This is a genomic window from Rhizobium sp. BK456, from assembly GCF_014194045.1.
GTDB classification, from domain to species: domain Bacteria; phylum Pseudomonadota; class Alphaproteobacteria; order Rhizobiales; family Rhizobiaceae; genus Rhizobium; species Rhizobium redzepovicii.
Genome location: NZ_JACIAO010000001.1, coordinates 601,422 through 625,849 on the forward strand (window position 1 = coordinate 601,422; position 24,428 = coordinate 625,849).

Annotated in this window: 24 protein-coding genes and 1 tRNA gene; 8 read left to right on the forward strand and 17 right to left on the reverse strand. The window is 59.9% G+C overall.

Going from position 1 to position 24,428, the window contains the following annotated elements; translation table 11 throughout:
• Positions 1-11 precede the first annotated feature (11 nt).
• The 3 genes from FHX03_RS03270 (at position 12) to FHX03_RS03280 (ending at position 3,280) form a co-directional block, all read left to right on the forward strand.
• Positions 12-749: a 16S rRNA (uracil(1498)-N(3))-methyltransferase gene (locus FHX03_RS03270; protein WP_097623967.1), complete on the forward strand. Its 738-nt coding sequence runs from the start codon at positions 12-14 to the stop codon at positions 747-749.
• Between the two features lie 146 nt (positions 750-895).
• The gene (locus FHX03_RS03275; RefSeq protein WP_183852587.1) at positions 896-2,269 is read left to right on the forward strand and encodes a glutamate--cysteine ligase; all 1,374 of its coding nucleotides are present in this window, start codon (positions 896-898) and stop codon (positions 2,267-2,269) included.
• A 147-nt stretch (positions 2,270-2,416) separates the two neighbouring features.
• Positions 2,417-3,280 (forward strand): DUF937 domain-containing protein, encoded by an 864-nt coding sequence (locus FHX03_RS03280; RefSeq protein ID WP_097623965.1) that lies wholly within the window; start codon positions 2,417-2,419, stop codon positions 3,278-3,280.
• A gap of 88 nt (positions 3,281-3,368) precedes the next feature.
• Here FHX03_RS03280 and FHX03_RS03285 read toward each other — a convergent pair whose 3' ends face one another.
• Positions 3,369-3,668 carry a DUF1127 domain-containing protein gene (locus FHX03_RS03285; RefSeq protein ID WP_012556688.1) on the reverse strand — a complete coding sequence of 100 codons (300 nt, stop codon included), beginning with the start codon at positions 3,666-3,668 and terminating at the stop codon, positions 3,369-3,371.
• A gap of 204 nt (positions 3,669-3,872) precedes the next feature.
• Between FHX03_RS03285 and FHX03_RS03290 the strand changes: the two genes are divergently transcribed.
• Positions 3,873-4,829 (forward strand): LysR substrate-binding domain-containing protein, encoded by a 957-nt coding sequence (locus tag FHX03_RS03290; protein ID WP_003588350.1) that lies wholly within the window; start codon positions 3,873-3,875, stop codon positions 4,827-4,829.
• Between the two features lie 20 nt (positions 4,830-4,849).
• Here the strand turns inward: FHX03_RS03290 and FHX03_RS03295 are convergent, their stop codons facing one another.
• From FHX03_RS03295 to FHX03_RS03305, 3 genes are all read right to left on the reverse strand, one after another.
• Complete coding sequence (locus FHX03_RS03295; RefSeq protein WP_097623964.1) at positions 4,850-5,491, reverse strand: TetR family transcriptional regulator; 642 nt, start codon at positions 5,489-5,491, stop codon at positions 4,850-4,852.
• A 290-nt stretch (positions 5,492-5,781) separates the two neighbouring features.
• Positions 5,782-6,198: an MAPEG family protein gene (locus FHX03_RS03300; RefSeq protein ID WP_097623963.1), complete on the reverse strand. Its 417-nt coding sequence runs from the start codon at positions 6,196-6,198 to the stop codon at positions 5,782-5,784.
• Between the two features lie 108 nt (positions 6,199-6,306).
• A complete protein-coding gene (locus FHX03_RS03305) occupies positions 6,307-7,062 on the reverse strand; it encodes an SDR family oxidoreductase (protein WP_183777229.1) in 756 nt (251 codons plus the stop codon).
• 92 nt (positions 7,063-7,154) lie between these two features.
• On the opposite strand from FHX03_RS03305, the gene FHX03_RS03310 reads away from it, so the two are divergent.
• Positions 7,155-8,072, forward strand: a complete 918-nt coding sequence (locus FHX03_RS03310; protein ID WP_097623961.1) for a LysR family transcriptional regulator — start codon at positions 7,155-7,157, stop codon at positions 8,070-8,072.
• A gap of 7 nt (positions 8,073-8,079) precedes the next feature.
• On the opposite strand, the gene FHX03_RS03315 is transcribed toward FHX03_RS03310, so the two are convergent.
• The 3 genes from FHX03_RS03315 to FHX03_RS03325 all read right to left on the reverse strand — a co-directional run bounded on the left by FHX03_RS03315 (position 8,080) and on the right by FHX03_RS03325 (position 11,320).
• Complete coding sequence (locus FHX03_RS03315; protein WP_183852589.1) at positions 8,080-8,631, reverse strand: hypothetical protein; 552 nt, start codon at positions 8,629-8,631, stop codon at positions 8,080-8,082.
• Between the two features lie 2 nt (positions 8,632-8,633).
• A complete protein-coding gene (gene guaB / locus FHX03_RS03320) occupies positions 8,634-10,118 on the reverse strand; it encodes an IMP dehydrogenase (protein WP_183777228.1) in 1,485 nt (494 codons plus the stop codon).
• 209 nt (positions 10,119-10,327) lie between these two features.
• Positions 10,328-11,320, reverse strand: coding sequence for an MBL fold metallo-hydrolase (locus FHX03_RS03325; protein WP_097623959.1), 993 nt, complete (start codon positions 11,318-11,320; stop codon positions 10,328-10,330).
• Between the two features lie 249 nt (positions 11,321-11,569).
• On the opposite strand from FHX03_RS03325, the gene FHX03_RS03330 reads away from it, so the two are divergent.
• Positions 11,570-12,991 carry a DHA2 family efflux MFS transporter permease subunit gene (locus FHX03_RS03330; protein WP_097623958.1) on the forward strand — a complete coding sequence of 474 codons (1,422 nt, stop codon included), beginning with the start codon at positions 11,570-11,572 and terminating at the stop codon, positions 12,989-12,991.
• 55 nt (positions 12,992-13,046) lie between these two features.
• Here FHX03_RS03330 and FHX03_RS03335 read toward each other — a convergent pair whose 3' ends face one another.
• Genes FHX03_RS03335 through FHX03_RS03345 form a run of 3 tightly spaced genes read right to left on the reverse strand, consistent with a single transcriptional unit; the run spans position 13,047 to position 15,777 of the window.
• A complete protein-coding gene (locus tag FHX03_RS03335) occupies positions 13,047-13,430 on the reverse strand; it encodes a VOC family protein (protein ID WP_097623957.1) in 384 nt (127 codons plus the stop codon).
• Between the two features lie 55 nt (positions 13,431-13,485).
• On the reverse strand, positions 13,486-14,205 hold the full coding sequence (locus FHX03_RS03340) for an RlmE family RNA methyltransferase (protein WP_012556679.1): 720 nt from the start codon (positions 14,203-14,205) through the stop codon (positions 13,486-13,488).
• A gap of 9 nt (positions 14,206-14,214) precedes the next feature.
• Positions 14,215-15,777 (reverse strand): exopolyphosphatase, encoded by a 1,563-nt coding sequence (locus FHX03_RS03345; protein ID WP_183777227.1) that lies wholly within the window; start codon positions 15,775-15,777, stop codon positions 14,215-14,217.
• A gap of 244 nt (positions 15,778-16,021) precedes the next feature.
• Here FHX03_RS03345 and FHX03_RS03350 point away from each other — a divergent pair.
• Positions 16,022-16,095, forward strand: a tRNA-Gln gene (locus FHX03_RS03350).
• Between the two features lie 232 nt (positions 16,096-16,327).
• On the opposite strand, the gene FHX03_RS03355 is transcribed toward FHX03_RS03350, so the two are convergent.
• Positions 16,328-17,278, reverse strand: coding sequence for a GDP-L-fucose synthase (locus FHX03_RS03355; protein WP_310806854.1), 951 nt, complete (start codon positions 17,276-17,278; stop codon positions 16,328-16,330).
• Positions 17,279-18,340 (reverse strand): GDP-mannose 4,6-dehydratase, encoded by a 1,062-nt coding sequence (gmd, locus tag FHX03_RS03360; protein ID WP_012556676.1) that lies wholly within the window; start codon positions 18,338-18,340, stop codon positions 17,279-17,281.
• A 183-nt stretch (positions 18,341-18,523) separates the two neighbouring features.
• Here gmd and rfbB point away from each other — a divergent pair, with 183 nt between their 5' ends.
• Positions 18,524-19,579, forward strand: coding sequence for a dTDP-glucose 4,6-dehydratase (gene rfbB / locus FHX03_RS03365; RefSeq protein ID WP_183777226.1), 1,056 nt, complete (start codon positions 18,524-18,526; stop codon positions 19,577-19,579).
• A 40-nt stretch (positions 19,580-19,619) separates the two neighbouring features.
• Here rfbB and FHX03_RS03370 read toward each other — a convergent pair whose 3' ends face one another.
• The 5 genes from FHX03_RS03370 to FHX03_RS03390 all read right to left on the reverse strand — a co-directional run bounded on the left by FHX03_RS03370 (position 19,620) and on the right by FHX03_RS03390 (position 24,426).
• The gene (locus FHX03_RS03370) at positions 19,620-20,591 is read right to left on the reverse strand and encodes a hypothetical protein (protein WP_097623953.1); all 972 of its coding nucleotides are present in this window, start codon (positions 20,589-20,591) and stop codon (positions 19,620-19,622) included.
• On the reverse strand, positions 20,588-21,400 hold the full coding sequence (locus FHX03_RS03375; RefSeq protein WP_097623952.1) for a class I SAM-dependent methyltransferase: 813 nt from the start codon (positions 21,398-21,400) through the stop codon (positions 20,588-20,590). The genes FHX03_RS03370 and FHX03_RS03375 overlap by 4 nt, the downstream gene beginning before the upstream one ends.
• On the reverse strand, positions 21,400-22,281 hold the full coding sequence (locus FHX03_RS03380) for a glycosyltransferase (RefSeq protein ID WP_239619872.1): 882 nt from the start codon (positions 22,279-22,281) through the stop codon (positions 21,400-21,402). Before FHX03_RS03380 ends, FHX03_RS03375 begins: the two co-directional genes overlap by 1 nt.
• Positions 22,282-22,543: 262 nt before the next feature.
• Positions 22,544-23,551 (reverse strand): class I SAM-dependent methyltransferase, encoded by a 1,008-nt coding sequence (locus tag FHX03_RS03385; protein ID WP_097623950.1) that lies wholly within the window; start codon positions 23,549-23,551, stop codon positions 22,544-22,546.
• The gene (locus FHX03_RS03390) at positions 23,548-24,426 is read right to left on the reverse strand and encodes a glycosyltransferase family 2 protein (protein ID WP_097623949.1); all 879 of its coding nucleotides are present in this window, start codon (positions 24,424-24,426) and stop codon (positions 23,548-23,550) included. The genes FHX03_RS03385 and FHX03_RS03390 overlap by 4 nt, the downstream gene beginning before the upstream one ends.
• Positions 24,427-24,428: the final 2 nt, after the last annotated feature.

The window sequence follows — 24,428 nt, forward strand, 5'->3', positions numbered from 1 at the left end:
ACGGGTCCTAAATGCGCGCCAATTTCCGCATGCAACGGCTTTTCGTCGACGCGCCGCTTTCCGGCGGCGCCGCCCTCGAGGCGACTGCCGACCAGTTCAACTATCTCGCCAATGTGCTGAGGATGGAAGAAGGTGGGGAAGTCCTGCTCTTCAACGGCCGCGACGGCGAGTGGAAGGCCACCCTCACCTTCCCCACCCGCAAACGCATCCTGCTGACGGCGATCGAAGAGACGCGGCCGCAGCCGGCACCCTGCGACCTGCATTATCTCTTTGCGCCGCTCAAGGTCGGCCGCATGGATTATCTCGTGCAGAAGGCCGTGGAAATGGGCGCCGGCCTGCTGCAACCGGTCATGACCCAGCACGTACAGGGTAAGATCACCAATCTCGACAAGCTGCGTGCCAATGTCGTCGAGGCGGCGGAGCAATGCGGCGTTCTCGGCATTCCCGATGTCGCCGAGCCGGTGCGGCTTCTCGACCTGCTCGACCGCTGGCCGAAAGAGCGGCGCATCATCTATTGCGACGAGGGCGATGCCGGGCAAAACCCGCTGCCGGTGCTGTCGGCGATCCGGGAAAGGCACCTCGCGCTGCTCGTCGGGCCGGAAGGCGGCTTTTCCGAGGAAGAGCGGGCGCGGCTTCGAAGCCTCGATTTCGTCACCGCCATTCCGCTTGGACCGCGCATCCTGCGGGCCGATACGGCAGCCGTTGCGGCGCTCGCCGTGGTGCAGGCGGCGATCGGCGACTGGAACTGACGAGAAAAACGGGTGGACATGGAAATCGTTGTTATTTTTTTGATGCGTCATTGAAAGAATTTCACTTGCAACATACGTGACTTGGGTCCTAATCAGCCTTCCAGCTGCCCGGCCCCTGGGCGCCTTTTTGAATACAGGTACCCCGCATGGCCCGCGACACCACCGACCAGACACCGCTCTCTTCGGTTCAGGATCTGACCGATTATATCGCCGCCGGCAACAAGCCGCGGGAGCGCTTCCGGATCGGCACCGAACACGAGAAATTCGCCTTCTTCCGCGCCGACAACAGCCCGGTTCCCTATTTCGGCGATGCCAGCATTTCAGCCCTTTTGACCGGCCTGCAGGCGAAAAGCGGCTGGGAGCCGATCATGGACGGCGGCAACATCATCGGGCTTGCCGAGCAGAGCGGCATGGGCGCGATCTCGATCGAGCCCGGCGGCCAGTTCGAACTCTCCGGCGCACCGTTGGAAACGATCCACGAAACCTGCAGGGAATCGAACCAGCATCTGGCGACGCTGCGCGAAATCGCCGAGCCGATGGGTATTCGCTTCCTCGGCATCGGCGGCAGCCCGAAATGGACCTATGCGGAAACCCCGCACATGCCGAAATCGCGCTACGAGATCATGACCCGCTATATGCCGAAAGTCGGCAGCCAGGGTCTCGACATGATGTACCGCACCTGCACGATCCAGGTGAATCTCGATTTTTCCTCTGAAGACGACATGCGCAAGAAAATGCGCGTTTCGATGAAGCTGCAATCGCTGGCAACCGCCCTCTTTGCATCCTCGCCCTTCACCGAGGGCAAGCCGAACGGGCTGCTCTCCTGGCGCGGCGATATCTGGCGCGATACCGACAACCGGCGCTCGGGCTTGCTCGATTTCACCTTCCGCGACGATTTCGGTTTCCGCGACTATGCCGAATGGGCGCTCGATGTGCCGATGTACTTCATCGTTCGCGACGGCCGCTATCACGACTGTACCCATGTCACTTTCCGCCAGTTCATGAATGGCGCATTGAAGGGTGAGATCGCCGATCCGGCGCCGACGATGGGCGACTGGACGAACCATCTTTCGACGCTCTTCCCCGACGTGCGGCTGAAGCGTTTCCTGGAAATGCGCGGCGCCGACGGCGGCCCGTGGCGGCGCATCTGTGCCTTGCCGGCCTTCTGGGTCGGTCTGCTTTACGACGATGCCGCACTCGACGCCGCCGACCAGTTGACGAAAGATTGGAACTTTGCCGAGATCGGCGCACTGCGCGATGCCGTTCCGGCGCAAGGGCTGAAGGCTGAATTTCGCAGGCATCCGCTCTTCGACATGGCGCGCGAAGTGGTCGGCATTTCAAGGGCCGGCCTCAAGGCGCGCGGCAAGCTCAACCGGGAAGGCCAGGACGAGACGATCTTCCTGGCGCCGCTCGACGAGGTGCTCGCCAAGAAGGCGACGCTCGCCGAGGATCTGCTTTCGCTCTATCACGGCCGCTGGAACGGCTCCGTCGAACCGGTGTTCGAGGATTATCAGTACTGAGCCTGCCCGGGGTCTTCGCCAACTCGGAAAACCACCCGGCAGCTTTGCAGTACGGCTTTAAGTTCTTATGGCAAAAAGCCGTTTGCACATTTCCTTTTCCGGATATAGTGGCGTGACACGCGTCACGACTCGGGGAAAGGGACCTCCATGCTGCCACTCTTCGACATGATGATGCAGGCGCAGAACGGCGCGGCGATGGAAGCGATCGCCCGCCAGTTCAACCTCGCCCAGGAACAGGCAACCAAGGCGATGGCGGCGCTGATGCCGGCCTTTTCTGCCGGCCTGAAGCGCAGCACCAGCAACCCTTATGACTTCGTCGGGCTGATGCAGGCCGTCTCCTCCGGCAATTATGCGCGCTATTTCGAGGATATGAACCGGGCCTTCACGCCGGAGGGCATTTCCGACGGCAACAATATCCTTGCCCAGCTTTTCGGCTCGAAAGAGGTTTCGCGGGCGGTCGCCGCCCAGGCCGCACAGATGACCGGCATCGGCCAGGATATCTACAAGCGGATGCTGCCGGTGCTGGCCGATACGCTAATGGGCGGGCTCTTCAAGCAGACGACCGGCCAGATGGCTTCGCCGATCAACCCCTTCGTCAATACGGCGATGGGCGAGACCATCCAGCAATGGCTTGAGAGTACCGGCTTCGCGCCGAAACCGAAGGCCGCGCAGCCGAGCATCTTCGACAATCCCTTCACACAGGCGATGCAGCAGATGTTTTCGGTGCCCAAGGCCGAACCGGCACCTCAGCCGAACCCCTTCCTCGACAACCCTTTCGCCAAGGCCTTCCAGGAGATGATGGCCGGGCTTGGGCAGCCGGCGGCGGCCAAGCAACCGGCTGCCAAGACGCAAGAGGCGCCGAAGGAAGAGGCGAAGGTCACTGCCGACAGCTATACCGAGATCCTGAACGCCATGTTCGACAGCGGGCTGGAAGTGCAGAAGACCTACCAGAGAAACCTGGAAGCGATCTTCGAAACCTACCGACCGAAGCCGCCTGAAACCAAGGCATAAAAAAACCCGGAGATGGCTTGGGAAAAGCCGGTCTCCGGGTCAAGCGGCAGGGCTATTGGCTATCACCCTGCGGGGAAACTCGACGCTCCTATTCGTTGTAGGAGCGGAAGAGCTGCAGGCGCCAGCGATTGCGCGCCGAGCGCGTCAGATGTTCCGATGGGTCCTCGAAAAAGGTCGAGGCCAGAAACGCAGAGGTCAGGTCAGCCCTGCTCAGGCCGATATCCCTCAGCTGACTGTCATTCAGATCGTGCAGCGTGTTGATCTCCATGCGATTGCGGAACCCGCGAAAGAGGGAGACCAGCGGAGCGAGGCCTGCGACCAGACGCTGGAAAAGCGTCGGGGCGAGCTTGCCGCAGTCGAGTTCTGTTGTCCGGTTTGTCATAAGCATCGAACTCTCCTTTCTCGAGGGCACGCAACAACCCACCCCTCCCGCGAGGTCGTGCGGGAAGGGATAAGGCTGAATTCTGCTTGGACAGGCAGGGCGTCTGTCCTTCACTTTGCTTGATTTGCATCCCGAAGATGCCAAAGACCTATTGATCAGTCCAACGAATGTTTCTAATGATTATCATCAGCTATCTTTATGGGTGACACAATGTCCGCGCCTCTTGATCTCGACCAGTTGCAGACTTTCATCGCCATCGTCGATTCCGGCAGCTTCACCAAGGCCGCCGACAGGGTCTACAAGACCCAATCGGCCGTTTCCATGCAGATGCGCCGTCTCGAAGAGCGCATCGGCAAGCAGTTGTTCATCAAGGACGGACGCGGCAACCGGCTGACGGTCGAGGGTGAAAAACTGCTCAACTATGCCCGGCGCATCATCCGTCTCAACAATGAGGCGATCGCCGCCTTCGACGACAACAGGCTGGAGGGGACGCTGCGCATTGGCACGCCTGACGATTATGCCGACCGCTACATGCCCGAAATCATCGGCCGCTTCGCCAAGACGCATCCGAATGTCGAGCTCTACATCGTCTGCGAGCCCTCGGTGGATCTGGCCGAGCGCATGCACAAGGGCGAACTCGATATCGCGCTCGTCACCCACAATCCGCGCGAGCGCATGTCCGATGTGGTAAGAACCGAGCCGCTCTGCTGGGTGGGTTCGGCCAACCATCCGATCCGCGACGACGCGCCGGTGCCGCTTGCCGTCGGCCGGCGCGATTGCCAATGGCGCCAGCTCGCCTGCTCGGCGCTCGATGCGGTGGGGCGCGAACACCAGATCCTGTTCACCAGCTGGTCCTGCACCGTCGTTGCCGCCGCCGTGCTTGCCGGCATGGCGGTCTCGGTGATGCCGGAATCGGCGCTGCGAACCGGCATGAAGGTGCTGAGCCAGGCGGACGGCTTTCCGGCGCTGCCGCCGGTGCAGATCGGCATCATGAAGCGCCCGGGCGTTTCGCTCTCGCTGATGAATGCGATCACCGCGCATATCACCGCCTGCCTCGACAACATCACGCCGGCCGTCGTCGACGATACGCTGGAGGCCGATGTCAAATCCGCCCAGGCACGCCTTTATCCGCGGCTGAAGGCGGCCAATATGGTGCCTAGCTGGTAAGAGGTAGAAGCTGAGTACCGTCAGGCGGCGCGCTTCGCGGTCGCGGCGAAAAGGGAAGCGCGGATGACGCGTTTCCACTCATCGAGCATGCGGCGCGCCAGGGCCTTGTCGCTGACGGCAGCAAGCCGGATGACGGCGCCGATCAGGTGGCTGAACAGGTAAGTGCGCGCATACATCTCTTCGTCGCAAAGGTCGGGCGCCAGCCGGCGCACGGCCTCCTGAAAGATGCCGGCGACGCGGCCGCTATGCTCGATGTTCAACTGCAGCAGATCCTGGTCGGTCTCCGTTCCCATCCAGACGCCGAGATAGACGGGATCATCATGGTAGGACTCGTAATACCAGTCGATGATGTCGCAAACGAGGTCGAGCGCCTGGTCGAGCGTCTGAACGTCGGCGAACATCGTCGCCGTCTTCGCCTGGATTGCCGCGGCGTGCTGGTCGAACAGAGCTTTGACGATCGCCGCCTTTTCGGGAAAATACTGGTAGACCGAGCCGATCGGCACTTTGGCGGCAACGGCAAGTTCCGTCATCCGCATGGCGCTGACGCCCTTTTCGGCAATGATCTTGGCGGCGGCGGCGAGAATGACGTCCAGCCTCTGGATACTGCGCTCCTGCTTCGGCTTCCTGCGCAAGCCGATCCGATCCATGCTTTCTACGCCCATGTCGTTCCCGTTCTTATTGTTCGCGCGGGGTAAGCATCATGCCAAATCAGCGCGTCGGGCGGGTATGACATTGCAGGTCTTCATCAGTCGTAAATGAAAACACTCGCATTTTAACGACCGGCAAAGCCATGTGAAATCAGGCCTCTAGATCATATCATACTAATTGATCAGCGGTGGAAAGACCTGAAATAGTTGTAGGATTCTTTGACCGAAGAGATATCCATGCCACTGCCCGAGACGAGCGACAATTGCTGTCCACCCGGGCGCCTGACGAGGCTTCGCGCCGGTCCTCAGCCCATCACGATCCATGCGGCGAGCCAGACCCACATCGCTCCCAACGCCAGGTATCCAGCGGCGAAAAGCGGGCTGCGGTAGCGCAGATCGTTGCTGGTGACATGGACGGCGGCATGGGCGTACCGCAGGGCGACGAAGAGCCAGGCGAGGCCGACGGCGACGACATTATCGGACTCGGTGACATAGAGAAGAATACAGCAGGCATAGAACAGCACGGGCAGTTCGAACTGATTGGCGAGGCAGTTTTTGACGACGAGGCTTTCAGCCGGCTCGCCGCGATTTTCGCGGTAATCCGATTTCGCGACGTTGCCGGCGCGGACCATTTTTGCGCGCCGCTGCCCAAGAAGGGCATAAAGACCGTAGACCAGCGCCACATGGGCAAGGAGTGGCCAAAAGATTTGATAGCCGGTCATTTCGGCACTTCCTTTTCCGCTTTCGCATGTCGCGAGGAGCATTAGCGGAAAGGTTAAGCGGATGCCAGGGGCGGCTCGCCGCTGGCATCCTCAAAGCCGATATTGTCTTTACACCTGGGCGCTGCCGCCATCGACGAAGAGTTCGGCCCCGGTAACGAAGCTGGAATCATCCGAGGCGAGGAAGAGTGCGGCAGCGGCAACTTCCTCGGCACGGCCAACCCTGCCCATTGGCACCTGAGCCGCCAGGGCATCGAGCAAGCCCTGCTGTTGGGCTGGATCCTTACCCGCCAATTCGACCAGTCCGGTCGTTTCCGTCGGGCCAGGACTGAGCGTGTTGATCCGAATGCCGCGATCCTTCAAGTCGAGGATCCAATTGCGCGCAAAGCTGCGCAAGGCGGCTTTCGATGCGGCGTAAACGCTGAAGGCGGGTGTGCCGGTCGAGCCTGCTGTCGATCCCGTCAAGATGATCGACGATCCTCGCGAGAGCAGCGGCAAGGCCTTCTGTACCGTGAAGAGAACCCCCTTCACGTTTCGATCGAATGTGTCGTCATACTGCTCTTCCGTGATTTCGCCGAGGGGCAACATGGAGCCGCCACCTGCGTTGACGAAGAGCACGTCAACTCTCCCGGCCTCGGCCTTCACCTTCTCATAGACGCGATCGAGGTCGGCGAGATTGGCTGAATCAGCCTGAATACCCACAACTCCGCCGCCGATCTCAGCGATTGCTGCATCGAGAACATCCTTGCGACGGCCCGTGATGAAAACCCGTGCGCCCTCGGCCACGAAGCGCTTGGCTGCGGCAAGGCCAATGCCGGAAGTGGCGCCGGTGATAACCGCAATCTTCGAATTCAATCGTTGTGTCATTGTCGTCTCCTTTGGTTCGACTGAAGCTGAGATATGGACGGGGGTATCGTTTCGGAATAGAAAGAATTGAAAGCCATTGTTTCAGGAATGAAATGAACAAATTTCCCGATTTCGAGGGACTGGCAATGTTCGCAAAGGTCGCCGAGGAGCGTTCTTTCGTTCGGGCTGCGCAGACGCTCGGCGTGTCGGTGCCGACGGTTTCGCGGGCCGTAAGCCGTCTTGAGCAGAGGTTGGGCGCAAGGCTCTTCAACCGCACCTCTCGACAACTCGCTTTGACCGATTTCGGCCTGCGACTGGTCGAAAGCGCCGCACGGATCTATGCCGAGGCCGAGATGGCAGAGGACACCGCCCGGGAGCTTGCCACCCGACCGAAGGGGCTCATCAGGCTTGCCGCGCCGATGGACTTCGGGACACGCTGGCTGGCCCCAATCCTGCCTGACTTTTTCGAGCTCTTTCCGGAGATTTCGATCGACCTGCACATGAGCGATGCCGTCGTCGATATCGTGGGAGACGGCTTCGATGCGGCACTCCGAATCGCGGTACTACCGGATTCGTCATTGGTCGCGCGCAGGCTGGCGCCGGTGGATCGCTTCATTCTCGCAGCACCCGCATACCTTAAACAGTACGGCGTGCCGGAACATCCCCGCGAGCTAACGGCTCACCATTGCCTCGGGTACGCCTACAGGGCGCGACAGGATGTCTGGCGCCTGCGCAATAGCGAAGGCAAGGAGGAGGTCATTTCACCAAGCGGCTCTCTCAGGGCCACCAATTCGCAAGCATTGGTTCCGATGGCGCTACGGGGCCTCGGGATCATCGAACTCCCCGAATTTCTCGCGCATGACTATCTCGTCGACGGCCAATTGACGCCAATCCTTCCCGACTGGACGCTGCCCACCGGCGCACTGTATTTCGTCACACCTTCGGCTCGGAGCCGGCCAGCGAAGGTCGAGGTCCTTGCCGATTTCATGATGGCGAGACTGTCAAATCCGGTTTGGCGGAGGAGGAACTGACGCCGCTTCAATCCCGGCCTGGCGACAGCCAACGGGCGATGGCAAGCCTGACAAGGACGATGCACGAGATGGCGAGGCTGGCGAATTTCAGCCTTGTCATCCATGGCAGCAGCTGTGCGGCAAGGCCTGCGGAAGGACTGTCGCCGAAGGCGATAAGGCTCGAGATGTTCTCGCCGTAGTCGGCGACGCCGTAGACGAAGGGCAGCAGATAAATCGCCTGGCCGACGAGCGGATGCGATCGTCCGAACCACGCGCCGAGAGGGCCAAGCTTGAGCGAGGCGAGAAATAGCAGCGCCGTCAGCAAGGCAGGAAAGATCAGTTCCGGCCCGAAATACATGGCGCTGAGCAGCTTCGCCGCGGTCTCGTTCTGATCGAGCAGCGTCTGCATGTGGAAGACGGCCGCTTCGTCGTAACCGGCGAAATATGTATCGAGCACCGCCTGCCCGGTTTCATGCTTGAAGGGAACGACGAAGCCGAAGGTCGTCCAGGCGAGCACGGCAAGGCAGAGGCCTGCGAGCAGCGCGATGATCCAAAGGGGAATCCCGCTGCCCGCCTTCATGATCAGAGACCGGCGCCCGGATAGTTCGGGCTTTCGCGGGTGATCGTCACATCATGGGCGTGGCTTTCGCGAAGGCCGGCGCCGGAGATGCGCACGAAGGTCGCGCGCTCCTGGAAATCCTTCAGGTCCTTGCCGCCGACATAACCCATGGCCGCCTTGAGGCCGCCGGCGAGCTGGTGGACGACGGCCGAGACCGGTCCCTTGTAGGGAACCTGACCCTCAATACCCTCCGGCACGAGTTTCAGCGTGTCGCGCACCTCAGCCTGGAAATAACGGTCGGCCGAGCCGCGGGCCATGGCGCCGACGGAGCCCATGCCGCGATAGGCCTTGAAGGAACGGCCCTGGTAGAGATAGACCTCGCCCGGGCTCTCATCGGTGCCGGCCAGCAGCGAGCCGATCATGACGGCGGAAGCGCCGGCGGCGATCGCCTTGGCAAGATCGCCGGAAAATTTGATGCCGCCATCGGCGATGACGGGCACGTCCTGAGCCTGTGCTGCCTGAACCGCCGACATGATGGCGGCAAGCTGGGGAACGCCGACGCCGGCGACGATGCGCGTTGTGCAGATCGAGCCCGGGCCGATGCCGACCTTGACGGCATCCGCACCCGCATCGATCAGCGCTCTGGTGCCGTCATAGGTGGCGACGTTGCCGGCCATGATGCGCACCGAGTTGGACAGCTTCTTGACGCGGGTGACGGCATCGAGGACGCGCTGCGAGTGGCCATGGGCGGTATCGACGACCAAGAGGTCGACGCCGGCCTCGATCAGCCGTTCGGCGCGCTCGAAGCCGTCATCGCCGACGCTGATGGCGGCGGCGGCGCGAAGCCTGCCCTGCGCATCCTTGGAGGCGTTCGGGTTCAGCTGCGACTTCTCGATATCCTTGACGGTGATCAGGCCGACGCAGCGGCCTTCGGTATCGATGACCAGCAGCTTCTCGATCCGGTGCGAATGCAGCAGGCGCTTGGCCTCCTGCTGATCGACGCTCTCCTTGACGGTGACCAGATTGTCCTTGGTCATCAGCTCGTGGATCTTCTGCTCCGGATCGGAGGCGAAGCGCACATCGCGGTTGGTCAGGATGCCGACGAGGCGGCCCGACTTCTCGACGACCGGGATACCGGAAATGCCGTGTGATTTCATCAGACCGAGTGCTTCGGCAAGCTTTGCCTCCGGACCGATGGTGACCGGATTGACGACCATGCCGCTTTCGAACTTCTTCACCTGGCGGACCTCTTCGGCCTGCTCGACCGGCGTCAGGTTGCGGTGGATGACACCGAGGCCGCCGGCCTGGGCCATGGCGATCGCCAGACGGCTTTCGGTGACGGTATCCATGGCTGAAGAAAGGATCGGGATGTTGAGTTCAAAATCCCGGGCGATGCGGGTCGCGATATTCGTCTGGCCGGGCATGACCTCGGAGTGGCCGGGCTGCAGCAGCACGTCGTCGAAGGTAAGCGCGTCCGCGCCGGTTGCCGTTTCAATGATGCGTGCCATGGCCAAATTCCTTCATTTAAGAAAATGCAACCTGGCCCGGAAACGAATCGTCCGCCCCGGCGGTGTGCATGGGATTGCTTGGAAGTTGGCGAGGGCTGGTAACACGTCTATGACAGGAAGGAAATAGCAAAAAGCCCGGCGTGTCCGCCGGGCTCGTCATGGGTGCCATGCACAGAGAGCAATTCCGGGAAACCCCGAACGGCTCTCGATCAGATGTCGAACTGATAGGTCTTCGGCACGAAGCGATAGCCGCCATCCTGCTTCTCGGCAAAACCGACCGCCGGGAACGGCATGTGATAGCCGAGGAAGGCGATCTTCTCGCTCGCGATCATGTCGAAGACCTTGCGGCGGGTGGCCGCTGCCTGCGCCTTGTCCATGTCGAAGCGCACTTCCCAATCCGGTCGCAGCAGCGACAGGATATAGTGATTGGCGGTATCGCCGGTGAGAACGAGGCGCTTGCCCTCGGATTCGACGTGGAAGACCATATGCCCCGGCGAGTGGCCGGCCGCCAGCATTGCCGTCATGCCGGGCGCGACACTGTCACCGTCCTTGATGAAGGTGGTCTTTTCGGCAAGCGGCGCAACATTGGCAAGCACCGCCTTGTGGCCGCCTTCGGCCGGCGTTCCCTCGCGTGCCTTGTTCGACCAGAAATCATATTCGGCCTGGCCGACGACATAGCGGGCGTTTTTGAAGGCCGCCGCGCCGTTTTCCATCAGGCCGCCGATATGATCGCCGTGCAGATGGGTGAGCGCCACCAGGGTGACGTCGTCGGTCGAATAGCCTGCGGCCTTCAGCCCCTTGGTAAGCTGGCCGGCGCCCCGTGCGCGGCCGCTTTCGCCAAAGCCGGTATCGATGAGGATGACATCCGAACCGGTATCGATGAGCGCCGGCGTATAGCCGTTCACGAATTTGTCGGCCGGCAGGAAGTTTGCCGTCAGCAGCGCCTGAACTATTTCGGGGGCCTGATTGGTCCCGAAGGTTTCATAAGGCTTTTCGGAGACATTGATGCCATCACGGACGACGGTGAACTTATAGGAACCAAGCTTGAATTGATTGATCTCGGGCAAAGGCGTCAAATTCATTTTATTGCTTTCTCCAGTCGCGGCCGCTTCGGCCTTCTCTCTTAAAATGACCGGCGCCACGAGCAGGCCGAGGCCTGCCGCAAAAAGGGTGCGCCGCTTTATTCCCGACGAAATTGCCATATGTCCATCCTTCCATGACGTGCTGCATCGCCGCACGGCCCCCGATGTCGATTCCAGCCGGATTTCTTTTGCCGACGGAAAAGACATATCTCAATCTTGACACGCGACGTTGTCGGACAAGCCGTTTCACGCAGACGTGAAGCAAACGTGTCGCCGAGGCGGATTGAGGGATTGGCAGGCTCCTGATGTGGGACTAAACAGCACGGGCCTTCCCAGCTCCCATCTGCAGCCCACCAAGGCCTCCCGACTATGAACCGCATCGTGCCGCTGATCCTCGCCGTCGCTCTTTTCATGGAGCAGATGGACTCCACCGTCATAGCAACCGCGCTGCCGGCGATCGCAGCGGATCTCAATGTCGGGCCGATCACGCTGAAACTGGCGCTGACCTCCTATATGGTGGCGCTGGCGGTGTTCATCCCGGTCAGCGGCTGGATGGCCGACAGGTTCGGCGCCAAGAAGATCTTCCGCCTTGCCATCTCGGTCTTCGTCATCGGCTCGATCTTCTGCGCCATCTCGTCCAACCTCGTCGAATTCGTGTTCGCCCGCTTCCTACAGGGCATGGGCGGAGCGATGATGACGCCGGTCGGCCGTCTGGTGCTGGTGCGCACGACGAAGCGCAGTGATCTGGTCTCGGCCATGGCGCTGCTCACCATCCCGGCGCTGGTCGGCCCGCTCACCGGTCCGCCGCTCGGCGGCTTTATCACCACCTATTTCAGCTGGCACTGGATCTTCCTGATCAACGTGCCGGTCGGCATCATCGGCATCTGGCTGGCGACGATCTTCCTGCCGGAGGTCGAGGCGACGGCGCCGCCGAAGCTTGATTTCACCGGTTTCATGCTCACCTCGCTTTCGGCCGCGGGCGTCGTCTTCGGCCTGTCGGTGGTGAGCCTGCCGGCCCTGCCGCCGATCATCGGCGTCACCGCCACCGCGATCGGCCTCATCTGCGGCTTCCTATATATTAGCCATGCCAGACGCCACCCGGCGCCGATTCTCAACCTCGACCTGTTCAAGAACCCGACCTTCCGGGCCTCGACCCTCGGCGGCACGCTCTTTCGCATCTGCGTCGGCGCCATGCCCTTCCTGACGCCGCTGATGCTGCAGCTGGGCTTCGGGCTGACGCCATTCCAATCCGGCCTGATCACCTTTGCCGGCGCTATCGGGGCGATCACCACCAAGTTCATGGCAAAGCGCGTCTTCGCCGCTGCCGGCTTCCGCACGACGCTGCTTTGCGCCGCGATGGTGACGACCCTCGTGACCATCGTCACCGGCCTGTTCACGCCGGCAACGCCGCATCTGGTCATCATCGGCGTGCTGCTCATCGGCGGCTTCTCGCGCTCCTTCATGTTCACCGGCGTGAATGCGCTTGCCTTCGCCGATATCGACGATGCCGAAGCCAGCCAGGCGACATCGATGAGTTCGGTGATGCAGCAGGTCAGCCTGGCACTCGGTGTCGCGGTTGCCGCCGCGATCCTGGAAAGCTCGATCTATATCAGGGGAGAAGCGTTGCAGGTCGCCGATTTCCACCTTGCCTTCTATATCATCGCCGGATTGACCGTCATCGCCACCATTCCCTTCGTCAGAATGGACCGCAATGCCGGCGCACTGGTTTCCGGCCACCGCTCCAAGGTGGTGACAGTATCGACTGTTGAAGCCGAGCAGCCGGTCAAATAGGTTCAAGGTGCTACAACGTCCCTTGCGCCTCAAAAGGACGCGCGGCGCTGTCGTATTATTCCGGATTTTCGCAAACGGCAGAGAGCTTGTTGCCGTCGAGATCGCGCACATAAGCGGCATAGAAATGGGCGTGGTAGGGGCGAAGGCCCGGCCCGCCTTCATCGACGCCGCCTGCCGCAATCGCAGCCGCATGGAAAGCATCGACGGACGCCCGGGTTTCCGCCGCGAGCGCGACCATGGCGCCGTTGCCTGATGTCGCCCGGCGGCGATTGAAGGGCGTCACCACCCAGAAGCGGCAGCGCGTATCGCTGTCGGCGGAATAGCCGATTTCCTCTTCCGAATAGTGCTGGCGGCGATAGCCGAGCAGCGGCAGCACGGCATCATAAAACTGTCCTGCGCGATAAAGGTCGTTGGTTCCGAGCGTGATGTACAGAAGCATGGGATCAGCAGTTCAACTCTTGAGACCGTCATCATCGGTCCGGACCGGCTGAAGATCAAGCTTTCTCAGCGTCGCCTTCGACCTTGCGCCCCTTGAAGCCCTTGGCCAGCAAAAACATCTCGACCGATTCGGCGCGTGAGGCATTCGGCTTGACATGAACGACCTGGCGGAAGTTCTGCTTCAGCATAGCGAGCAGCTCACGCTCGGTGCCGCCCTGGAAAGTCTTGGTGAGGAAATGTCCGCCCTCCCCCAATACCTCGACGGCAAATTGCGCCGCGACTTCGCAGAGATGCATGGTGCGCAAATGGTCGGTGCGGTGGTGGCCGGTGGTCGGTGCTGCCATGTCGGAGATGACGAGATCGGGCGTGCCGCCGACGGCTTCCAGCAGCTTTTCGGGCGCAGTGGGATCGAGGAAATCGAGCTGCAGGATCTTGACGCCGGGCAGCTGCGCCATTTCGAGAAAATCGATCGCGGCCACACGGATATCCTCGTCCGTCGAGCCGGTGACCTTGGCGGCGATCTGCGACCAGCTGCCGGGTGCCGCACCCAGATCGATGATGCGCTTGGCGCCGCGCAGGATATGGTGCTTCTCGTCGATCTCCAAGAGCTTGAAGGCGGCGCGGGCGCGATAGCCCTCCAGCTGGGCGCGCTGCACATAGGGATCGTTGATGTGGCGCTGCAGCCATTGGCGGGAGGATGCCTTCATCTTCTTGTTCTTGACGCGCTGGCCGAGCTTGCGGCCGGTGCGGTTTCCCGCGATCGGTGCCTTGGTCATGCGTTCTCCTTATCTAGCACGCTGGCCGCGGCGGTTGCGGTTGCGTCGCCACACGCCGTCATCGGCCATCATGTCGGTGAGCAGGCCTTCCCTCAAGCCGCGATCGGCGACCCGCATGCGCGGGCTCGGCCAGCGGCGGCGGATCGCCTCGAGGATGGCGCAGCCGGCGAGTACCAGATCGGCCCGATCCGGCCCGATGCAGGGATTGGCGGCACGGCTTTCGAAATTCCAGGAGAGCAGCTTTGCCTGCATAGCGGAGACCTCGTCGTCGGACAGCCAAATGCCGTCGACCTTGCGCCGGTCATAACGCGGCAGGTCGAGATGGACGCCGGCAAGCGTCGTCACCGTGCCCGATGTGCCGATCAGATGGAAATCGCCGGTCTGGGCGACCTCGATCTCCGGGCAATCGAAGCCTTCGAGCATGCCGCCAACTTCGCGCACCATGCCTTCGAAAGCTTCCGGCGTGACGTCGCGCCCGCCATGACGCTCCGACAGCGTCACGACGCCGACCGGCAGCGATGTCCAGTGGGTGATGTGATTGGCCAGCCGGCTGTAGCGATTGTCGCCGATGCGAATGACGGCGATCTCCGACGAGCCGCCGCCAATATCGAAGAGCACGACGGAGCGGGTTTCACGCCCGACCAGCGAGGAGCAGCCGGAGACGGCGAGCCGCGCTTCGGTCTCTCGATCGATGATCTCGAGCGCCAGGCCGGTTTCGGCAACGACCCGGGCGAGGAATTCCTCACCATTGACCGCCTGGCGGCAGGCTTCGGTGGCGATCAACCGCATGCGGCGGATCTCCCGGTTTCTGAGCTTGGAGGCGCAGATCCTCAGCGCTTCGATCGCCCTTTCCATCGCCTCGTCGGACAGACGGCCGCTGGCCGCCAGGCCTTCGCCAAGGCGCACGATGCGGGAGAAGGCGTCGACCACCCGGAATTGCCCCGGGCGGGTCGGCTGGGCGATCAGGAGACGGCAATTGTTGGTGCCGAGATCGAGAGCGGCGTAGAGTTCGTCCGGCCACGCATGTTCGCCGGCCTGGCGATCCCCTGGATAACCGGAATTGCTATGACCATCCTGGCGCCCCCTGCGGCCGGCATTTGCGCTGTTCTGCGCCTCGCGCGACTCGGCGCGCTGCACGGTCTCTTCGGCGCGGCTCTCCTGCTGCGGCGGGGAAGGTTTTGCCGCCGTCAGCGGCCGGCCCTGAAGACCGCGCTTGCCGCGATGTTTGCGGCGGTTACGCCGGCTCGGCGTCTGCTCGCCTTCGGCCCGGGCAGCATTGCTTGCCGCTCTCGCCTGTTCCATCGCTTGGGGATGAGATGAACCGTCCTGCGCAGCGCCTTGGCCGCCACGGCGGCGACGCTTTCGCTTGCGGGCCGGACTTCCGGCCGCATCTTCCATCGGGCGCGCAGACTGCCCGGCATTGCCGGAAAGCTCATGCGAAGCGGGATGAGCCGCGCTGCGGGATTGCCCGCCACGCTTGCCCTTGCGGCGCCTGGACTTCTTGCCGTCCTTGCGCCCTGCCGCCGACGCCCCGTCAAATTGCGGCTTTGCGCCGCCTTCGGGGTCTTCCACGTTGTTTTTCCACCGCGCCGCGCAACTCCCTGAGGTATGCAGCAGGCGCTCGTTCGATTTTTGCGTTGCGGCAAGAATATCAGCGCCCGCCAAAATCACCAAATTCTTTTTTGTGAGCGGGATTTGGGGATCCTTTCACCGCTTCGCGGCAGCACCGAATTTTTTCAAAACGGGTATTTGCAATCCGCCCGCTTTTGGTTATAAGCGCCGCACAGCAGCCAAGCCATGCTTCGGCGGCGACTGCTGGGGAATAGTTCAATGGTAGAACGACGGACTCTGACTCCGTTAATCTTGGTTCGAGTCCAGGTTCCCCAGCCAAACAATTTCACTGATCAAACATTTGTTGAATCCAGACGGCGACGATTTCCCGAGCGGGTTGCCGTGTTCGAACGGCTCGGGAAATTGACAGGAAAGGTGCTTCCGTCAACGGGCTGATCACCCAGACGGCATAGCGGCGATCTTATCACTGGCATGTTGCCCAGGCGCCAGCCCTGCGACACCGTCTGTGTCGCAAAGATCGTCGCGGGGATAAATGCTGGTTTGCCTGATATCAGGCCGCTGGGTCGGACGTATTCTCGAACTCCAGGAACCAAGCATAAGTGGCTCGGATGCCATCCTCAAGCGAGATGCGCGGCTTCCAGCCCATGTCCTGCAGCTTCTGATTGCTCATCAGCTTTCGCGGCGTACCATCGGGCTTGGAAAGATCATGAATGATCTCACCCTCATAACCGACAACGCGGCAGACCAACCGCGTCAATTCGATAATTTCGAGATCCGTCCCCGAGCCGACGTTGACGTGCTGCGAGCCCGAATATGTCTTGAGAAGAAACACCAGCGCGTCGGCGCAGTCATCGACGTGCAGAAATTCGCGGCGCGGGGTTCCGGTGCCCCACACCACCATATGCGGGTCTTTGCGAAGTTTCGCAGCGTGCGCCTTGCGGATAAGCGCCGGCAGCACATGGCTGGATGTCAGGTCGAAATTGTCGCCCGGGCCATAAAGATTGGTCGGCATGGCCGAAATATAATCGCGGCCGTATTGCTTACGATAGGCTTCCGCGAGCTTAATACCGGCGATCTTGGCGATCGCGTACCATTCGTTGGTCGGCTCGAGTGCACCGGTCAAGAGAGCCTCTTCGGGAATCGGCTGTGGAGCGAGCTTCGGATAAATGCAGCTTGAACCCAGGAACAGCAGCCGGTCCACTCCCCCCTGGTGGGCGGCTTCGAAGATGTTCGCTTCGATAATCAGATTGTCATAGATGAATTCTGCCGGATAACTGTCATTGGCGAGGATACCGCCAACCTTGGCAGCGGCGAGAATGATCGCGTCGGGTCGGTTTGCTTCAACAAATTTCTCGACCTCGTCCTGCCGCTTCAAATCGACCTCACGGCGCGTGGCCGTGATGACGCTGCAATCTTCGGATTGAAGCCTGCGCACAAGAGCACTGCCGACCATACCGCGATGACCAGCAACCCAAATCTTCTTGTTGGACAAGTCGTACACTTAGATCTCTTTCCGGCTGTTTTGCGCCTTCCAGTGCTTGACATCCTCGCGCACCATTTCGGCGGCGAGTTCGCGAACCGGGGTCTTGTGCTGCCAGCCCAGCTTCTGGCGCGCCTTGGTCGGGTCACCCAGCAGAAGATCGACTTCCGTCGGGCGGAAATACCGAGGATCGACTTCCACGAGGCACGCACCGGACGCGGAATCATAACCCTTTTCGTCTACGCCGGAACCCTTCCATTCCAAAGCAATACCGACGTCTGCAAACGCCCATTCGACAAACTGGCGGACACTCGTTGTCTCGCCTGTCGCCAAGACATAGTCATCCGGCTTGTCTTGCTGCAGCATGCGCCACATGCCTTCAACATACTCACGTGCATGACCCCAGTCGCGCTTGGCGTCAAGATTGCCGAGGAAGAGCTTATCCTGAAGGCCGAGATGGATGGCGGCTACGGCCATCGTGATCTTGCGCGTGACGAAGGTCTCGCCGCGAAGCGGGCTTTCGTGATTGAAAAGAATGCCGTTCGACGCATGCATGCCATAGGCTTCGCGATAATTCACCACGATCCAGTAGGCATAGAGCTTGGCTGCGGCATAGGGAGAACGCGGGTAAAACGGCGTCTTCTCGCTCTGCGGCACTTCCTGCACAAGACCGTAGAGTTCCGAGGTCGATGCCTGGTAGAACCGGGTCTTTTCCTCGAGCCGCAGGATACGGATCGCCTCGAGCAGCCTCAACGTCCCGATACCATCGGCATCCGCCGTATATTCAGGCGTTTCGAAGCTGACGCCGACATGGCTCTGGGCGGCAAGATTGTAGATTTCATCGGGCTGCGTCTGCTGCACGATCCGCAGGAGGTTGGTCGAGTCGATCATATCGCCATAGTGCAGAATGAAGCGTGGATGCGCCTCGTGCGGATCCTGGTAAATATGCTCGATACGGCCGGTATTGAAAGACGATGACCGGCGCTTGATACCATGCACCGTATAGCCCTTGCTCAGAAGCAATTCGGCCAGATAGGCACCATCCTGACCAGTCACCCCAGTAATCAGCGCGGTTTTTGTCATTTTTTCACATCGTCTTTCGATACAATCTTCGGGACGTGTTTATGGAAACGGCCGAACTAGCGCAACCCCCATGTGACCGCGGCCTGGCCAGCGAAATAAGCATGCTCGATCTCTTCGGTTGACGTGAGATCGGCACGATGAGACTAGAACACTCCATACTGTCAGAACTCCAAGGGAGAAAATATGATCCTGGTGACGGGGGGAGCTGGTTTCATCGGTGCGAATTTCGTGCTCGATTGGCTTGCGCTTCATGATGAACCGATCGTCAATCTCGATGTGCTGACCTATGCCGGCAATCTGGAGAATCTGGCCTCCGTCTGGAACGACCCGCGCCATCTCTTTGTCAAAGGCAGCATCGCGGATTACGATCTCGTTGCGGGACTGCTCCGGTCCCATAGCCCCCGTGCGGTCCTGAATTTCGCCGCCGAAAGCCACGTCGACCGATCGATCCACGGGCCCGAAGAATTTATCCAGACGAATATCGTCGGCACGTTTCGCCTGTTGGAGGCCATCCGCGGATTTCTTGCCTTGCAGGATGAAACCTTCCTGGAAAGCTTTCGTTTTCTCCATGTGTCGACGGACGAGGTCTACGGTTCGCTCGCACCCCTGGAAGCCGCCTTTAGTGAAGATCGCAAGTACGAACCAAACAGCCCTTATTCCGCGAGCAAGGCGGCCAGCGATCATCTGGTTCGCGCCTATCATCACACCTACGGCTTACCGGTGCTGACGACGAACTGTTCGAACAACTACGGCCCCTATCATTTTCCCGAGAAGCTTATTCCCCTGGTCATCCACAATGCCCTCTCGGGCAAACAGATTCCGATCTACGGGGACGGAATGCAGGTACGCGACTGGCTTTTCGTCAAGGATCATTGCAGCGCGATCCGACGCGTTCTGGAGGCTGGAAAAGCCGGGGAAACCTACAATGTCGGCGGCAGGAACGAACTGACGAACCTGTCGGTGGTCAATACGCTCTGCGGGATCCTTGATGAATTGAGGCCACGGCCCGACCGGGCAAGCTATACGTCGCAGATGACTTTCGTGCGCGACCGCCCCGGCCATGATCGCCGGTACGCCATCGATGCGGCCAAAATCGAGCGGGAACTGAACTGGCGCCCAAGTGAGACATTCGATACGGGCATCCGCAAGACCGTCGAATGGTATCTTGCCAATGAAGCCTGGATAGAAAGCGTCACGAGCGGCAATTACCGCCAATGGATCGACCGTCAATACCAATAGGTTGGAGGACGCCAGATTTCTCGCGCCCGCTAAGGTGACCTCAATATCTGATGAAACGGTGGAGGAAACGTTTGATCGGCAGGGGTACATGACGCTGCACCCATCTGCGGAGCGCCACGGCACGAACAGGACGTAGGCCGCCGGAAAAGCCCGGCGAAATCGTCCTGATCGCATCCAGCGCTCGCATCAAGGCACGCTCGTAAGCTTCGTAAGCAACGACCGGTTCCTCGCAGACGGAGGTGTAGAATGTCGACAGTCGATTGAAATCGCCATTGGCCAGCAGCTGGAACTGATGGAAGTGATAGAAGATCAGAGGTGAGCCGTCGACCTCGATCTGACCGGACGCATCCTGCGTAAAATGCAGTTTCTCGTAATTCCAGGGGGCAACGCCGGCGCCCGGATGTTCGATGATGTGGCAATGCAGATAGAGATCCGGCCATTCGTCCAAATATTTCTGGTCGCCCATCTTGCCGTCTTCGAGGCGGTAGTAACACCATTCGATGCATTGCTCGCGCCAGCGGTCCAGGCAGCGCATTCCCTCCTCGTCGCGTCGGAAACTCACCCATTCCACGCAAAAGCGACCGTTCACCTCCCTGTCCTGCAGCCGCGGGGCAAAACGATGTTCGATAATCGCGATGGAATTATCGCCGATTTCATCGAAGATGGGTTGGATCGGCGAATAAAACAGCAGATCCGAGTCGAGATAGGTGATGAAATCGATTTCCGGGTGATGCTGCAGCACGAAGGTCGGCAGGCAGGGAGACAAGGTCCAGCAATACTCGGCGACGCCGCGCGATTTCTTGGCCTCCAGGAGTTCCGGCGTCTCCAGGTCGGCAAGCGCGATGCAGTTGATGTAGGACCTGTTGGAGGCGGTCAGTATCTCCTGCGCCTGCTGATCCATGCAGAGCACAAAAATATGCGCGTCTGGGCACCACTGGACGAGGCTCTCCATCATAGCCATGCCCTTGATGAGATAGCCACTGTCGAAAAGGGTACAGAAGTAGGTCGTCATGATTGAGATTGTTTCCTGCACAAATAGGTGCGGCTTGCATTGCCCTTGCTGCTGTCACGCGGGTCCGCATTCTCGTTCAGCGTGAAGGTCGCCAGGACTTCGAGGCCGTGAACCCGAAAGCTATCCAATAGCTCCGGCTCGGAAAAATGGATTTCCATGGTCTCGACGCCATAGGCCTGCTTGCGGAAATACTTGGTGGGTTCACCGTAGACAATGGGAGTGCGGTGAAAGATGACGTAGTCTTTGGCGACGCGGGCGCTTTCTGCAATCGCCGCTTCATAGTCGGCGATATGCAGCAGACAGCATCCCGAAACCACAACATCATAAGCATTGTCCTGATAGCTGAGCCGTGTTGCATCCTCCACATCGAACGACAGTGCCGGATAGATGCGGCGCGCCATCTCGATGAAGGCATCGGAATAATCGCAGCCGTGATACCGAAACGGCAGGCCATTTACCTCAAGCACTTCGGAGTAATATCCGCTGGAGCAACCGATTTCGAGCAACGAACCGGCCGCCGGAAGATTGTCGATCTTACGCAGCGCGGCGGTAAAGACATCGAATACATCGATGGAAGCACCGCCGCGATATTCCTTCAACTGGCGCTCGACGAGCGCTCTCTGGCGTGCAGGCAGATCATTCGCTTTCCACGATGCAGCTAGGCGCCAGCTTTCGCTGTCTCGCCGAGCTGAATCGATCTCGACGTAGTGGGACGATACCGATGCAGCCGGCAGCAGCCGTTCACGCAATCGCTTCAGCTGGCTCTTCAATACCGGAAAGCGGTTGAGAGTCGTACGAACAAATGACATCAACCCTGATTCTCCAGATGTCTCTCGAGGATCGGCATCAACTCTTTCATTCTCGACTTGTAGGTGTGATCTTTCAGCGTCCTCGCCTGGCCGGCCTTCGCGATGGCATCGGCCTCGTCGGGATGATCTATATAGTAGCGGATGAGTTCCGCGGCTTCTTCAGGACTGGAATAGGCAACGACCTCCTTGCCGACGTCGAAAATCTCACCGAGATTGTCTTTTTGGTCGGTAATGAGCAGCGATCCGACACCGGTCGCCTCATAAAGCCGCATGTTGTTGGCATTGCTCTCGGCAACATTGATATGTCGGTTGACGGTGATCCGGCTACGCGCCAGAGCGCGGTACATGTCCGGACCCCAGACTTCCCCATTATGACGCTTTCGGATGGGAGATGAGCGTGGAAGTGTCGCCGCACCATAGCCAAAAAACTGTATCGGCGTGGTTTCGGCGAGATGTTCGAGCATCGGGATCGCCTTGCCATGATGACGGCTTATGCCGCCGACGAAACTCACCGGCACGTCGCGTGGGACATCGCCGAGGATATCGAGCACCCGGGTATCGAAGCCGATCCTGAAATATTCGGATTTTATGCCCATTTCATGAAAACGAGGTACGAAATGGGGGAAGGAGGTCAGAATGAGGTCATAGGGCCGCAGAAAGTTGTCTGGCGGCAGGGGACAAGCGATTTGGCCGACGATCAAAGGCACAGTCTTTTTCAACCCCATCAGAGCATGAGGCGGAAAAAAACTGAGATCCTGACAATAAAGGACGTCCGGCTTGAATGATCGAACCCGCGCCATTGCGACTTCCAGCAGGCCGGGGAGCGCTGCCAGGCGCGCACCGATATAAGGCAGCCTAAAAAAACGATGCGGCAGTTTCATCGCCCATGGGCTGAATGGTTCGTTGTTCTCCCGCGCCCAGGCCGATTGCAGCGGAACGCAATTGCCGACGATATCGATGACATCGCAGCCGAGCTCTTTCAGGTGGCGCGAGTAGAAATCGGACGTGCCGAAAGCAGCCTCAAGCAGAGCGTCCGTCTGCTTTTGGGAGGAGGCGGACCTCAAATCCCGATTGCGATGATAATGCATCGTCAGGAATCGGGAATAGTAGGTATCGAATACGGCAATCCGCATGACGCTGATCCTAGTTCTCTGTCGCGGAGAGCCGGAGTTCGACCAGGAGACTATCGCCCTGCCCCGTTGCATCCAGAGCCCGGTTCATAAAGCCCATCATGGCGCCGGCAAGGCGTGCGCCGCGCGTAACGGTGACATTGCGGAGCTTTCGAACAAAGCTCGGGGGCTTCTGAGAACTGCCGCTTTCCGACCAGGTATTGGAGGCCCTTCCCTCCTGCCGCTGCTCCTGCGAGGTTCGCAGTTGGAGCACCGACCACAAATTGGGAGTGATCGTCCTGATGCGCTTGACATCGTAACCGGATTTTCGCGCAAGCAACGTGAAGGAGGTTCGGTTGAAATGGTTCTGATGGTACGGAATGTGCCAGTTTATCCAACGCAACTTCCAGAGCTTGCGATGAAAGGAACCGGTATTCGGGAAAGCCAATATGACGCGTCCGTCTTCATTGAGACGGCCCTTGAGGGCCGCCAGCATCGCAAGCGGATCGGGCACATGTTCGATGACCTGGTTCAGCACGATCAGATCAAATTTCTGATCTGCGAACGGCACGTCATAGATGTTGCCGATATGAACGCGTAAGCCATATTTTTCGGCAATTGTCCGAACGTTCGGATCAGCCTCCACACCCCAGCATTCCACGCCGAGCTTTTGCATCTCCAACAGAGAGAGGCAGGAGCCACAGCCGATATCCAGGACTTTCTGCCCCGGCTTGGCGAGATAATGCCCCTGGTTGTCGGTGCCGGCAGCCCACCGGCGGAATCCGGCAAGAGGTTTCTCGACAAGAGCGGCCTCTTTTTCAAGCGCATCAAAATCGATCTCCCGGCGGGGATAATAATTGCTGTAGAGCGCCGGCAGATCCTCTTCCGTCAGCCGTGGCGCAGTCGACATGTGGCCGCAAGAAACGCAGCGGTCTATCGAGTAGACGCCGGGGCAGCCGTATCGATCATCACTGATGCGCTCGATAAAGGTTCGCATCTTCGATCCGCACGCGATGCACTGCTGGTGCTGGCCGCCGCTCATATCGTTCCTTCCTTCCGTTTCGCCAATGACCTCCACGTTGAAAACGCGCGGCTGCAGGAGAAATACGCCATACGGATCGGCGCAGTTATGCGTTGCACCGGTGACCCGACAAGCGAGTAAAAAATAAGACGCTGAAACACGTTGTGCGCCGAACGCCTGCCAAACAACCGCTTTCGCCACGAAAGGCTGGACGCGTCGTTTCCATATACCGGAGGCGAATAGACGATTGCCTTGCTGCTGACAACCAGAGGCACTCCCGCACGCGCAAAGCGCATGGCGATTTCGTAGTCGGCCATGTAGTGCGGCAACAGGTTCGGTCGCATACCACCATGTCTGCGAAACAGGATCGCCGGGTAAAGCGTTCCCCGGCCACTCAGTGCATCAACACGATACTGGCGGGCGGGCGACTGTTTTTCCGTTTCGCTCAATTCCGAAAGCAGATCCCAGACAGCAAGCCGATTGATGTTGACCCTTGCCCCAATACTGACAAGCGGTGGATCCCGCCCCTCTTCATGGATGACGCTTCCGACCGCGGCTCCGCCGTTTTCTTTGGATGCCTGCACCAGCGCTTCAACAAAATTGTCGCCAAACCAGGTATCATTGTTGAGAAACAGGACATAGTCGTCCGGTCGGCAGCCGGGAAGCACATGTTTCAGTCCTTCCTCGATGGCGCCGCCCCACCAGAGATTACCGTCGCCTCGGATTTCGGTCAGATCGCTCTGCGATTGCAGGTATTTTGCGGTTCCATCGGTCGAACCGTCGTTGACGATGACGATCGTCATGGCGTCAAAGACGGTCTGCTTCCGAAGAGCTTCCAAAACCTTACGGGTATGTTCAAGGCGGTTGAAAACCGGGATAATGACGTTCACGCGCATTC